The 13,629-nt window shown below is 36.4% G+C and carries 10 protein-coding genes; 3 read left to right on the top strand and 7 right to left on the bottom strand.

Annotated elements, in window-relative coordinates; all coding sequences use genetic code 11:
- Positions 1–308 precede the first annotated feature (308 nt).
- From BKP57_RS07030 to argH, 3 genes are all read left to right on the top strand, one after another.
- The gene (locus tag BKP57_RS07030) at positions 309–983 is read left to right on the top strand and encodes a uracil-DNA glycosylase (RefSeq protein ID WP_050351868.1); all 675 of its coding nucleotides are present in this window, start codon (positions 309–311) and stop codon (positions 981–983) included.
- A gap of 224 nt (positions 984–1,207) precedes the next feature.
- Positions 1,208–2,770, top strand: a complete 1,563-nt coding sequence (locus BKP57_RS07025) for a Na+/H+ antiporter NhaC family protein (RefSeq protein WP_232231352.1) — start codon at positions 1,208–1,210, stop codon at positions 2,768–2,770.
- A gap of 182 nt (positions 2,771–2,952) precedes the next feature.
- Positions 2,953–4,278 carry an argininosuccinate lyase gene (gene argH, locus BKP57_RS07020; RefSeq protein WP_050351866.1) on the top strand — a complete coding sequence of 442 codons (1,326 nt, stop codon included), beginning with the start codon at positions 2,953–2,955 and terminating at the stop codon, positions 4,276–4,278.
- 151 nt (positions 4,279–4,429) lie between these two features.
- On the opposite strand, the gene BKP57_RS07015 is transcribed toward argH, so the two are convergent.
- The 7 genes from BKP57_RS07015 to BKP57_RS06985 form a co-directional block, all read right to left on the bottom strand.
- Positions 4,430–5,278 (bottom strand): HAD family hydrolase, encoded by an 849-nt coding sequence (locus BKP57_RS07015; RefSeq protein WP_050351865.1) that lies wholly within the window; start codon positions 5,276–5,278, stop codon positions 4,430–4,432.
- A 259-nt stretch (positions 5,279–5,537) separates the two neighbouring features.
- Positions 5,538–7,007 (bottom strand): glycoside hydrolase family 1 protein, encoded by a 1,470-nt coding sequence (locus tag BKP57_RS07010; RefSeq protein WP_050351864.1) that lies wholly within the window; start codon positions 7,005–7,007, stop codon positions 5,538–5,540.
- Positions 7,008–7,065: 58 nt separating this feature from the next.
- Positions 7,066–8,928: a beta-glucoside-specific PTS transporter subunit IIABC gene (locus BKP57_RS07005; protein WP_072741242.1), complete on the bottom strand. Its 1,863-nt coding sequence runs from the start codon at positions 8,926–8,928 to the stop codon at positions 7,066–7,068.
- Positions 8,929–9,074: 146 nt separating this feature from the next.
- Positions 9,075–9,911 (bottom strand): PRD domain-containing protein, encoded by an 837-nt coding sequence (locus tag BKP57_RS07000; protein WP_050351862.1) that lies wholly within the window; start codon positions 9,909–9,911, stop codon positions 9,075–9,077.
- Positions 9,912–10,262: 351 nt separating this feature from the next.
- The gene (locus tag BKP57_RS06995; protein WP_050351861.1) at positions 10,263–11,075 is read right to left on the bottom strand and encodes a glycosyltransferase family 8 protein; all 813 of its coding nucleotides are present in this window, start codon (positions 11,073–11,075) and stop codon (positions 10,263–10,265) included.
- Positions 11,076–11,939: 864 nt separating this feature from the next.
- Positions 11,940–12,407 (bottom strand): Hsp20/alpha crystallin family protein, encoded by a 468-nt coding sequence (locus tag BKP57_RS06990; protein ID WP_050351860.1) that lies wholly within the window; start codon positions 12,405–12,407, stop codon positions 11,940–11,942.
- Positions 12,408–12,909: 502 nt separating this feature from the next.
- Complete coding sequence (locus tag BKP57_RS06985; protein ID WP_050351859.1) at positions 12,910–13,605, bottom strand: response regulator transcription factor; 696 nt, start codon at positions 13,603–13,605, stop codon at positions 12,910–12,912.
- Positions 13,606–13,629 lie beyond the last annotated feature (24 nt).

The following is a 13,629-nucleotide window of genomic DNA, read 5'->3' as shown; positions in this document are numbered from 1 at the left end:
ACTCGACATCAAATAAAATCATATCGTGAGATTGACTCCTGTAAATAATCGATAGCCTCCATATTTATCCCTTATAGAAGGTGCTGTAAGACTCCCGCTTCAGAAGTTGGGTAATCTACTGTAACAAGTCTAATTAGGAGATAACAGCACCCAAATACCCTATTTCGTAAGCGGCTTTTAGTTCATACCATTACGGTACTAACAATGAGTGGAGGAGGTTGAAATTCACTTTATGAAAGTTTTTCCATCTTGTTTCAATCATGATAGAATAATAGATAACATATATTATTGGAACAAGGAAGGATCGTATGACAAAGCAAATTCTGTTTAATGACTGGCAGCCATTATTAAAAGAAGAGTTTCACAAGCCCTATTATCTTCAATTGCGGGAGTTTTTGAAACAGGAGTATACTTCTTACATCATTTATCCAGATATGAACGATATATTTAATGCGTTACACTATACTTCATTTGAAGATGTGAAAGTAGTTATTTTAGGGCAAGACCCGTATCATGGTCCGAATCAAGCTCATGGGCTAAGCTTTTCTGTGAAAAAGGGAGTCGCACTTCCCCCGTCTTTAAAAAACATATTTACCGAAATGAAACAAGACTTGGGGCATCCGATGCCTGCCCATGGCTCACTGGAATCATGGGCAAAACAAGGAGTATTATTGTTGAATAATGTACTTACTGTTCGTAAAGGTCAAGCACATTCACATCGAGGAATGGGATGGGAGCAATTTACCGACCGTGTCATTCAGTTGCTAAACCAGAAGAATGACCCAGTTGTGTATATTTTATGGGGAGGAGCTGCACAAAAAAAGCAGGCTCTTATTGATACGGGTAAGCACTACATTATCAAATCCCCCCACCCAAGCCCTTTATCAGCATATAGAGGATTTTTTGGCAGTAAGCCTTTTTCTAAAACGAATAAACTATTAAAACAACTGGATAAACAACCGATTGATTGGCGAATTGAATAGAAAGCGGATAATTGAAATAAAATGAAGAACAAAGGCGTGGAATGATGGTAATTCCATGCTTTTTCCAAATTACGTAAAATGGAGGTTAGCCCTCTTAAAGTTATTTTCTCATTTACAGTGTTCCGCCTTCTAAGAAGAACTCAACAAACTTAAAGCTTTCTCTAGTTGAAAAATTAAATATTGACATCGGATATGGTGCTAGATTAGTATATTAATAATATATTATGCATATTAATACACCGGAGAAGCGAGGAGAAGTCATGGAGCATATGGGGGTTATTTCTTTAATTCCACCAATAATAGCAATTGTTTTAGCCATTATATTTCGGAATGTTATTGTATCTTTATTCACGGGTATATTTGTGGGACTGTTAATGCTCACTAATGGAAATCCAATTACTGCAACAACGAGCACCATCCGCGACTATTTATTCCCACAGTTAACTGATAGCTACAATGCAGCCGTAATCGTTCTATTATGTTTTATCGGCGGGTTTGTTGCCCTAGTGGAGCGCTCGGGCGGGGGCGCAGCTTTAGCAACAAGAACGGTTAAGTGGATTAACACAAAAGCGAAAACCCAATTATCAGCATGGTTTGGAGGCATCATTATCTTTTTTTCCGATATGGGCACGCCTTTAATTGTTGGTCCGGTATTCGAAAAATTGTTTGATAAAGTAAAGGTATCGCGAGAAAAATTGGCTTGGATTCTTGATTCTACATCCTCACCCGTTGCTATTTTAATTCCGTTCATAGGTTGGGGAATATATATCATGGGTATTATGAAAGAAGAATTTGATCGATTAAGTATCGCATCGTCTGAATTTACAACGTTTGTTCAAGCAATTCCATTTCAATTCTATGCTATTTTATCAGTAATTATTGTTCCAATTGTAGCATTAACCAAAATGGATTTTGGAGCGATGGCAAAAGCAGAAAAACGAGTGCAGCAGACAGGACAAATTTACTGGCAACAATCAAAGCCGTTGCGCAAAGCGGATGTAACCGAAGAGTCTTTGCCCGCGAGTCATCCGATGCTAATTTGGCTGCCCCTTGCTGTATTGTTTATAACCTTATTTAGCTTATTGATTGCTTATGGTTTTCCAGTCAAATCTGTATCAGGCAGTGATTTCCGAGTCGCTTTAAGCACGGCTTACTTATTTGCTGCCGTCACATTAATGATATTAATGGTATCATTTAAAGTGAAGAAAATAAATGCGATCTTGGATATTTATTTAAAGGGCATGCAACGAATGGTTCAAGTTATTTTAATTTTAGTTTTGGCGTGGGCATTGGGCTCTTTATTAGGTGAAATGGGGACAGCAGCGTATATCGTTGAACAGCTAGATGGGAATGTGCCGGGCAATATGGTACCAGCAATTATTTTCTTAGCAGCAGCAAGTATGTCATTTGCAACCGGAAGTTCATGGGGAACTATCGCAATTATGCTTCCGCTTGCTATTCCTATGGCAGATGGTCTTGATGCTCCAATGCTTGTTAGTATAGGTGCTGTATTATCAGGAGGGTTATTTGGTGATCATTGCTCGCCAATTTCAGATTCCACCATTTTAGCGTCAACAGGGGCAGGCTGTGATCATATTGATCATGTGAAAACGCAATTACCATATGCGTTAACCAATGGCTTGATTGCCCTAGTATCATTTATTATCGCTGGATTTACAGAGAGTCATTGGACTGTATTAATAAGTGTTGCGCTGATGGTTATGATATTTGTAGTTTTTTCCCGAATAAAAGGTGCCGTAATACCCCTCCCCTCAACGAGGAGATAGAGTAGATACTAAGCGTTTTAAAAGTGGGGGAAAGGCTCCTAAATTCTTGATTCGTTCAAGTGCCTTAAGGTGGGGCATATCCTTGAGGTACTAACAATCAATGGGACGAAAGAATTCCCACTGATTGAAGGTTCACTTTATCAAAAACGGAAAAATAAACAGTAGGGAGTGGAAAACATAGTATGAAGCTTTGGGGCGGACGGTTTACAAAAGAAGAAGACAAACTGATGGAGGTATTTAATTCATCATTGGAAGAGGATCTGGCTTTAGTGGAAGAGGATATTGCCGGGAGTATTGCTCATGCAGAGATGCTCGTTCATTGCAAAATATTATCGCAAAAAGAGGGAGAGAAAATACTCCAAGGTCTCCATAATATAAAACAAGATATTGAAAGTGGAAAACTTACAGTAGAAGGAGAGCATGAAGATATTCATAGCTTCGTGGAAGCTACATTAACAGAGATGATCGGAGAAGCGGGAAAGAAGCTGCATACGTCACGAAGCAGAAACGATCAGGTTGCTACAGATTTAAAGCTATATGCGAAGAAGCAGGCGTTGGAAACTATTCGCGCATTGCAATCATTGAATGATAGCTTGGAAAAAACGGCAGCAGCAAATCGACAAATCATCATGCCTGGTTACACTCATTTGCAGCGTGCCCAAGTAGTGACCTTTGGCTATCATTTACGTGCATATATAGAAATGTTTAAAAGAGATATCAAACGATTGGAGCACACGATGGAGAATTTAAATGAGAGCCCATTAGGTTCTGGGGCATTAGCAGGAACTACTCATACCATTGACCGGCAAATAACTGCAGAAAAACTGGGCTTTCGCAAACCGACAGTTAATTTTATGGATGGAGTAAGCGATCGGGATTTTATTATCGAACTATTATCTGATTTCTCGATGATTATGATGCATTTAAGTAGGTTAAGTGAAGAACTTATTTTATGGAGCAGTCAAGAATTTTCTTTCATTAAAATCGATGATGCATATGCTACAGGCAGCAGTATTATGCCACAAAAAAAGAACCCTGACGCTGCTGAATTGATTAGAGGAAAGACAGGAAAGGTATACGGTGCACTGGTGGCTGTATTAACAACGATGAAAGGTTTACCACTTGCTTACAATAAAGATATGCAAGAAGTAAAGCTACCGATGTTTCAAGCAGTAGACGAAGTATTGCTTTCTGTGCAAATGATGGATAAGATGGTCACTACCCTCCAAGTGAATGGCGAACAAATGAAGCAAGCGATCAAAGCAGGCTTCTTAAACGCAACTGAAGTAGCAGATTACCTTGTGCAAAAGGGCGTTCCTTTCCGTGATGCACATGGAATTGTCGGAGCAATCGTCTTGTATTGCGAAGAAGCAGGGAAAAGCATTGAACAATTGACTTTAGAAGAGCTGCAGAAATTTAGTGATAGCATGGAAGAGGATATATTTGATTATGTGGAATATACGAATTTATTAAAGCGGGGAAATAAACAAGAAATGTTGAGTAAATAAGCTTTGTTTTTGGCTGTTTCAAATTTCAACCTAATTGCTGTGCTGCCTTTGTCTGTAGTGTCGAAGCAGCACAGCAATAAAAGTGAACATAATTTTTTTGCCTTCCCGCTTGCATCAGCGGGAAAGCATGTTGCTTGAGTCATGCATGTCTTCAAAGTAATTGATGTCGTTTAAAACTACGCATCAACCCATCATTTTCAGCCTTTGACGTGATTTCTTTGGCCACTTTTTTTAAATTCTCTGTAGCATTTTCCATGGCAATTCCATAGTGAACAGCTTTAAACATTTTAATATCATTGTTCCCGTCTCCATATGCCATGCTTTGCTCTTTGGGAATTTGTAAATAATCTAATACAAATTCTACGGCTTTGTATTTATCTACTCCTTTAACAGCGATTTCTCCACTTTCTGAACCAAATTGTGCAACCGTTGTTCGATACATGGTAAATTCTTTGTCAAATGTATTGCTGATTTCTTGAAATGGATGTGCTTTGCTGCTAATGAAGGATATTTTATTCACATTTCCATAGTCAATGGCTTTATGTTGATAACTGTCCAGTAGTTGATAAAACCAGTGAAATTCTAGATCTGCATTTTCAAATGCTTCACTTCCTTCAGGTAAGCCCTCTGTAATACGCTTTCGTATAACATCTTTACAATTTTCACTTCCGAACAGTCCGTCATTGGATTCAAGATAATAACCAATTTGATAGCGATGAAAATATGCAATGATTTGGCGTACTGAATCTTCTGGCATTGTTTGATGATGAACAAGCTCATTATTTACTTCAATATAGCCGCCTCCAGCTCCAATAATTCCATCAAAACCAATTTCTAATATACTGGAAATTATTTCAGGTCTAGACCGCCCTGTACAAAGATACACGATATGGCCATTCTCTCTGGCAGCACGAATAGCATGTTTAGCAGATGAAGGGACTTTTCCGTCTGGTGTAGTTAATGTTCCATCCACGTCGATAAAAATAACTTTCTTATTCAAAATTATTAAACCCTCCCAAATATTAGACCACCCAAGAAGGAGAAGCCTTCTAGGATGGTCCCTTTTATCGATATATAAGTTTCTGTAAGACTTTTACTTCAGGAGCGGGATAATCTTGTACTGCAACAAGTCTAAGTGGGTGATAAATTTCCCTAAATGCCTGTTTCTTTCAGAGACCTTTAGGTCATACCCTTGGACTACTAACCATCAGTGGGGAATGAATCAAACCCCACTGATTGAAGATGCAATTTATTGCTTATTAACCTAGATTTTCACCGTTAGAAGTAATTACATGTTTATACCAATAGAAGGAATCTTTTCTATATCGTTTTAGGCTTCCATTTCCTTCGTCGTCTTGATCGACGTAAATAAATCCGTATCTTTTTGACATTTGTGATGTACCACAGCTAATTAAATCAATACATCCCCATGTGGTGTATCCCATTAGTTCAACGCCATCTTTAATTGCCTCTTTCATTTCGATAATATGTTTTTTAATATAGTCAATACGATATGGATCATGGACTTTTCCATCTTCGGTGAGTTCATCTCGTGCGCCTAATCCATTTTCTACGAGAAACAATGGTAATTGATAACGGTCATACAATTTGTTTAATGAAATACGTAACCCAATTGGGTCAATTGGCCAATCCCATTCAGATAGCTCCAAATGCTCATTTTTGATAGGGCTGTCAAATGAACCAGCTATTTTGGCAGCATCAGGGCGTGCTTCTGTCACATGGCTCATATAATAACTGAAAGCAATAAAGTCAACAGTTCCTTCCTGCAATATTTTTGCATCTTCAGGTTTTGTATCAAGGTTGATATTGTTCTCTGCAAAATAGCGTGTCATATATTTTGGGTATTTACCACGAGCTTGTACATCAGGATAGAACATATTAATTTGATCCGCTTTTAACGCTTGTAATTGATCCTCTGGTTTGGTTGTTCGTGCATAAGATTCAATTTGGTTAATCATACAGCCAATTTGAGCATTGGGCATGATTTCTCTTCCCGCTTTTACAGCAAGTGCACTAGCTAAAAATTGGTGATGAGAAGCTTGATATGCTGCTTCCTCGACATGTTCTACTTTATCAGCCAGAACACCGGCACCTGTATAAAGACTATTTAAATTCATATTCATTTCATTAAACGTAATCCAATACTTTACTTTATCTTTATAGCGTTCAAAAAGAACACGAGCATATTTTTCAAATAGACCTACTAATTCACGACTTATCCAGCCGTTATACTTTTGTGTTAAAGTAAGTGGCATTTCATAATGAGACATGGTTACAAGCGGTTCAATGCCGTGTTTTGCACATTCATCAAAAACCTTATCATAGAAAGCTAAACCAGCTTCATTTGGTTCATCTTCTAATCCAGTTGGAAAAATACGTGCCCACGAAATAGATAAGCGAAATACTTTAAAGCCCATCTCTGCAAATAGCGCAATATCTTCTTTATAGCGATGATAGAAGTTAATTCCCCAGCGCTTAGGGAATAAATATTTATCAGGATGATTTAAATACGCTTCTAATTCCATAGAGTTCACATTAAATGTGAAGTTATCTACTTTACCTCCAGCGTATGGATCTTTATATGCTGCCATGTCAGAAGTAGATAGACCTTTTCCATCCTTGTCATAAGCACCTTCAATTTGGTTAGCTGCAGTGGCTCCACCCCATAAGAATCCTTTAGGGAATGTTGTTTGTAATAATTGTTTCATCTTATAGTCCTCCTTTAATTAATAGCTATCTATATGAACCCCCGATAGATGGGGATGTTCACTTAATTAACATGACTAATTTATCATCACATGCAGTGACGCGTTTTTTAGATGTAGCAATTACATCTAAGAAATGAGCTGAATTTGTTACGATAATCGGTGTAATAATTGAAACGTCTTGTTTTTTAATAGTTTCAATATCAAAGGTTAATAGCTTGTCTCCGAGTTTGATATCATCATCGACTTGTACATTTAATGTAAATCCCTCACCGTTTAAATTCACCGTTTCTAACCCGATATGAATGAGTAATTCAACCCCATCATCAGAAGTAATGCCAATTGCATGGCTCGTGGGTGCTATCGTTGTTACTTTTCCGGAAAATGGTGCGACTACGACACCGTCTTTTGGCTCAATAGCTAGCCCTTTTCCAACAAGGCCCTCTGCAAACGTGGCATCTGGAACCGATTCTAAGGGCATTACTTTTCCAGTAATTGGTGATAGAATGTCAATGGTTATATCCTTTTCTGTTGTTGTATCGTACGCTGCAGGTTGTAAAGGGTTTTCTTCGTCCTTAAAGCCAAGTAATAAAGTCATGATAAGTGAAACAGTAAAACTTGCTGTGACACCTATTAGCGCATAGAGTAAATTATTGGTACCACTCATGATGTATGTGGGAATAGACATGATACCTGGTACTGTAAATGCTGTTGTTTTTACGACAAGTGTTCCAAAAATTGCTCCACCAACAGCACCCCCAACTAAACTTGCATAAAATGGTTTCTTTAATTTCATCGTAACTCCGTATATAGCTGGTTCAGTAATCCCAAACATTGCTGGTATAAAAGTGGAGAAAGATAGCTGTTTCATTTTTTTATTTTTTGTTTTAATTAACACGCCTAATGTTGCACCAGCTTGCGCTAGGTTAGCGACAAAGTTCATTGGCAAGAGCATGATGTCATACCCATATTTATCGAAGCTAGCAAATGATCCAGGGAAAAATGCATAGTGCATACCTGTAATAACGATAAGTGGCATCAGTCCACCCATCAGTAATCCAGCAAATGGGCCAGCGACATCAAACAGACCTGAGAAAAATGCATCTAAATAGATACCGGCATAGCTTCCTAATGGTGCGATAAATAATAACGTTAACGGTGCAGTTACGACCAAGGTTAATAATGGAACGAAGATAATACGTAACGACCGTGGAACGATTTTATCTGCACCTTTATGAATATAACTTAAAAGCCAAACACCTAATATAATGGGGATGACTGAGGAAGCATAGCTATTCATTGGTATTGGCAAGCCAAGGAAGCTTAAACTATCTACTTCTGTTCCAGCCGCATATTCCATTATCTTTGGATACATCAGAATACCTGCCAATGCAACAGAGAGGGATGCATCGGTATTGAATTTTTTCGCAGCCGAAAATGCGATTAAGAACGGTAAAAAGTGAAACGGTGCATCAGAAATAAAATGTAAAATTTCATATGTTGAACTCTGATTAGAAAGTAACTGTAAGGCTATAAATAAAGCTAGTAATCCTTTTAATAATCCAGCACCAACAATAGCTGGTAGAATTGGCGTAAATATACCAGAAATAACGTCAAATATGCGTTCAATGACATTCCCTTTTTGTCTTTTGGAGGATGAAGGATGGTTGCTTCCATCACTACCTGTTAATTGGCTGACTGCTGCAAAAACTTCTGCTACTTGATTACCAATAATGACTTGGAATTGTCCGCTTTTAAATTGTGCTCCTAATACACCGTCAAGTGCTCTGATTTTGTCTATATTTACTTTGTCATTACTAATTACATTAAAGCGTAAGCGAGTAATACAGTGCCAACTTTGCAAAATATTTTCTTTCCCGCCCATTTCTTTAATGATTTTTTCTGCAAGCTTTTGCTTGTTCATTATTCGTCCCTTCTTCCGTTTTATTATGGTTGCTAAAAGCAAAGCATGAATAAAAAAAACCTAAGCGAAATTCACACAGCAGTTAATTGCTGTCGCAAATTTTGCTTAGGTTAATGCCTGGTTAAGTAACACACCTAACAAATTATTTATCTATTCTCTTGGAAAATACGCTCTATATGAATAACTAAAAATGCAATTTCGTCATAAGTAACTTCCCAGTTGAATTCTTTTTCTACCATTTCTTTAATAATTAACCCACACGCATAGCTTTTCATATATCTTTCTTCAATAGTTTTCTTTAAAGCCTCATCCATTTGAATGTTTTCCCGGTGGTTCATCTTTTGTCGGGCTATGAAATAGCGTAGATGGGTAATAAATCGAGAATAGTTAATGGTCGTTTTATCGATATTTACTTCAAATAATCGTTGAATAATTTTTACAATATTTTTGATTAGCTTGGTAATTTGTATCGTTTCTTCCATGGATGAGCTATCAATTTGCGCATTGACAAAGTGAAGCGCAATGAAGGCAGCTTCCATTTCCGGAAGGCTATAGCCTAAATCTTCTTTAATTATTTGGACAGCCATTTTACCTACTTCATATTCTTCATAATACAAGTAAGGAATTTCCCATTGTAGTGGGTTATCTTTATTTATGTCATGGTTTCTTTTATCTGTAGCAAATTGCAAATGGTCTGCTAAAGAGAAAAGAATGGACTGATTTAATTTTTTGTGAAGCTTTTCTTCACCGAAACGAATAATTTTCTCTGTAACTGCTAATAGTTCTGGAGAAATTTGTTCTAAAAAAGTACTTGTTTGCATGTTTTTTTCTGCCTTGAAAATTTGGGTGGCTTTTGATTCATCCACTAAATCACCATGTTTTTTTTTGAAACCGATACCAGTGCCAAATATAATTAATTCTTCATTTTCTTCTGACTTGGCTAAAATGATATTGTTGTTTAATGATTTTATGATTGTAAGCAATTTGGTCTCACCCCTAAAAAAGCCATAAAAAAACACCAATATCAAAACATAACAGAAAATGAAGAAAGTTCACTTACGTTACATTTGACTTGGTGGTGCCTGATCGAGTCAGTAACACTCCTGTATCCTACTTTAAATTTATCATATATGTAAAGCGTTGTCAATATCTTAAAATGTGGGGAGGCTGTCAGATATTTATGGGAACTACTTTAAAAAGTGGATACAAATAACTTGAAGGAAAAGTAAAATTGCCTAAAATCAAAACTTTTACTTTGTTGAAAAATGATTAAAAGTATGCTTTGTTTACAATCAACACATAGGCTCTTTTTTTGTTTTATACATTAAATGAATTCAGTTAAAATCATTTGCTAAACGTTCGTAATGCTTATATAAAGAATGGAAACTACCATAATACGTTTTGTACCAAGGCTTTTTTTTGCCACAAAAATGAATAATCGATGTATGATTTATCACATAGTCCATATCGACTTTATGTTTGCTCTTTATTTTATAATAATAATAAAATCGCGCATCAAAATTATAAATCACTTCATCGATATCTTTAATGTATTTAGAATATAGACCGTTTAAAATATCCTGATCCGGGAGAATTAATTTCTTTTTATTTTCTTCGACAAACTCATAAATTGCTTGCTCCGATATGGACTCTCGTTGTTCTGTTAAATTTAGTAACAATACACCAGAATTATAATAGGCTTCTACATCATATGGTCGTAATCTGAGTTTATTAATATTTGTAATTGGCGTACGATCATGATAGGCAGCAGCATACAAATAGCCAGAAATGTCCATGCTATACAAATCTCGTATGGAATTGATAACCAAAATATCTGGATCGAGATAAAGAACTCTATCCAGTGAAGTAGGCAAAAACTTATATGCTAATAACCGGTAATACATTTCCTTTGAAAAGTGTTTAACAACAGGAGCATTAGCAAAATGATGCCCTTCTACGGTGATGATTTCTAACTGATGTCCATGTTCTTCTACAAAGTTAGTCAGCATGTTTATTTCACCATCTCTTAATGAAGATTGCATGACGTAAATGCAGAATGAATCTCTTTGATGATGGGCAAATAGAGAATAAAGCATCACTTTTAATGGATGCAAATAATTGGAATCAATCGTAACTAAAATATTCATAAACATATCTCCCAATATCAGTTTGTTAAGTGACTCCATAAATAAAATGGACCATATTGCATTTCTAACCTTGTTTATTTTTTAAAGATAAGAAACCACCATGGCTCGCCAAGAGCGCGAGCCACCATCTATGATGAAAAATTTTGCTATATAATGTTTAGATTCTTGAAATACTACCTAAAATAAATAACTTATATAATGGTAAAATAGCGTTTTTTTCATACAAAAGTATAAACTTAGGTGCTTATGGATAATGTAATAACCGAATAGTCACGTCCAGCGCATGAGCCCAGCAACGATGCGACTTCACGAATCGCCCTACGATAAGACCTCATCGGTTCGTCGCTAAGGGGAAGGCCGACTAAAAACGGGCTAGCCGCTCAGGCGTCGGCATACCCCCAGTTTTAGTGGCATGATTCCTAAATCTTTAGTTGATTCGTTCCATTCGCTACGTTGCTAAACGGGCGCCCCGCGCCTTTGTTCAACAAGCATTTTATTATTTTCAAGCTTATTCACTTTATCTCACATATAAGGCAGTAAGACCTCTACTTCGACATTACGGGGTGAAATCTAGGAGATAAGCAACTCCTAAGTCAAATGCCTGAATTGATTCTGAGACCTAGACGATATTCTTGTGATACGAACCATTAGAAAGAATAACAGATCCCAAACTGATGGAAGATCCTTTTATAAGTAACGGTGGATTATTTATTAGTTTCCACTTAAAAGATAAATATGCTCTTTGCTTTATCACGATATGTAAAATAAAAATGGTGGGGCTAACCATTTTCTATGTCTTAAGTTTTGTTAATATTCGTCTGTGTTTTTTAATAACCATGTCGTTGTATCAGAATTTTTCAACCGCTATTGTTTATTAATTTGGATACGACGTTTGTTGCTATCTTTTGTTTTTGGAATGTGAAGGTATAGAATGCCGTTTTTATGGTCAGCACTGATTTTGTCTGTGTTTACATTATCAGGTAATGCGAAAGAACGCTGGAATGATCCGTAGCTGTGTTCAATAATACGCATTTCTGTTTCATTGTCTTCTGTTTCTATTTGCTGCTTTTTCTCACCTTTTATTGTAAGCATGTTGTTATCAACTTCAATTTCGATATCAGCTGGATCCATACCAGGAATTTCGGCTTCTACAATATACTTATCTTTCTTTTCACGGATATTGCAGGCTAATGATCCACCTTGTTCTCTATTCCAAAAACTTCTATTAGTGAAAAATGGGTCATTGAAGAAGCGTTCAAACATTCCATCAAGCTCATTTTTAAATTTGCGTAAAGGTTGGTCGTCTCCATTCCATCTTTTAATTGGATTCATTTCTATTCCTCCCTTAAATAACATTTTTCATTCCATCCATGTTGCTTTCATTTAATGAAAGGAAAAAATGGATACAACGACAAAAAAACTTAACGATGATCGAAAAGTTGCCACAGACGTGAGTTTCACTTTGGTTAGCCCTGTTAAACTCCCCTCTATATTATATATAGCCGTTATCAATAAAATAAAACCTCTAGCAAATAAAATAAAAAAATTCCGCAAAGACAAACTATTTTAACTAATCTGCCCATAAAATTTGATAAAAGGAAGGAAGGGAGCTAATTATATAACGTGAATCTTCCATCAGTGGGGGTTTTCATTCGTCGTCTAAGTGAGAGATAACAGCACCTCAATACCCTATTTCGTAAGAGACCTTTAGGTCATATGTTGCAGTACAAATTATCCGACTCCTCAAGCGGGAGTCGTACAGCACCTTATATGCGAAAAAATCTTTTGTGAAGCTTTAACAACTTACCTTACCTTGTATAGAAAATGATCCCGCTTATTGGCAATCTTTTTCTAAGGATTTAGTGGATAGTTGATTATCTTTTTCCATTAAATTTTCTAATAGGTTTATAACGAGCAAGCGCTTATTAACTCCAAGTTTTTTATAGATGATGCTGACATAGTCTCGAATGGTTTTTTCTTTTAAGTGCAGTATTTTTGCAATTTCCTGGTTCTTTTTCCGTTGATATAAGAGATAGACGATATCTAGTTCCCTCCATGTTAAGTCGATGTCTTTTTCCAATAGTTTGGAGTGTAAACGCTGCTTTTCGTCTCCTTTTTGTAGTTGGTGGACGATGGCCATAGCAATTTCCTTTGGCATCACATAATAATTATGATAAACGTTTTCGATCATGGATATAAAATTGGAATAATTTGATTGACTTAGGAAGAATCCCTCTACACCAACCTTTACACTTTTGTTAATGAAGGCTTGGTTAATAGAAGGCAGAATATAAATGATTTTTATTTGCTTTGATATGCTTTTGATCGTTTTAGTTAATTCTATCACAAAGGAATGCGATTGATTTACTTGGAAAAGGACAATATCCGGTTGTTTTTTTAATACCATACGCTGTACTTCATCTTGTTGAAAATAGACTCCTAAAAACTCCATATTCTCCTCTTTATCAATAATTAAACGTATCCCTTCACTAGATATTCCTTCACGATCTACAAGTAAAATTTTTATCACTGCTCATCTCTCCGTTCTCCATCA

Source organism: Virgibacillus sp. 6R (assembly GCF_001895305.1).
GTDB lineage: Bacteria > Bacillota > Bacilli > Bacillales > Amphibacillaceae > Virgibacillus > Virgibacillus pantothenticus.
Note: the sequence above shows the minus strand (reverse complement) of the source record. Positions and strands in the feature narration are given on the sequence as shown.

Bases quoted from the DNA above. Each gene is read 5' to 3' on its own strand.
- BKP57_RS07030 (WP_050351868.1), top strand. From the start codon at position 309: ATGACAAAGCAAATTCTGTTTAATGACTGGCAGCCATTATTAAAAGAA.
- BKP57_RS07025 (WP_232231352.1), top strand. From the start codon at position 1,208: ATGCATATTAATACACCGGAGAAGCGAGGAGAAGTCATGGAGCATATG.
- argH (WP_050351866.1), top strand. From the start codon at position 2,953: ATGAAGCTTTGGGGCGGACGGTTTACAAAAGAAGAAGACAAACTGATG.
- BKP57_RS07010 (WP_050351864.1), bottom strand. From the start codon at position 7,007: ATGAAACAATTATTACAAACAACATTCCCTAAAGGATTCTTATGGGGT.
- BKP57_RS07005 (WP_072741242.1), bottom strand. From the start codon at position 8,928: ATGAACAAGCAAAAGCTTGCAGAAAAAATCATTAAAGAAATGGGCGGG.
- BKP57_RS06995 (WP_050351861.1), bottom strand. From the start codon at position 11,075: ATGAATATTTTAGTTACGATTGATTCCAATTATTTGCATCCATTAAAA.
- BKP57_RS06990 (WP_050351860.1), bottom strand. From the start codon at position 12,407: ATGAATCCAATTAAAAGATGGAATGGAGACGACCAACCTTTACGCAAA.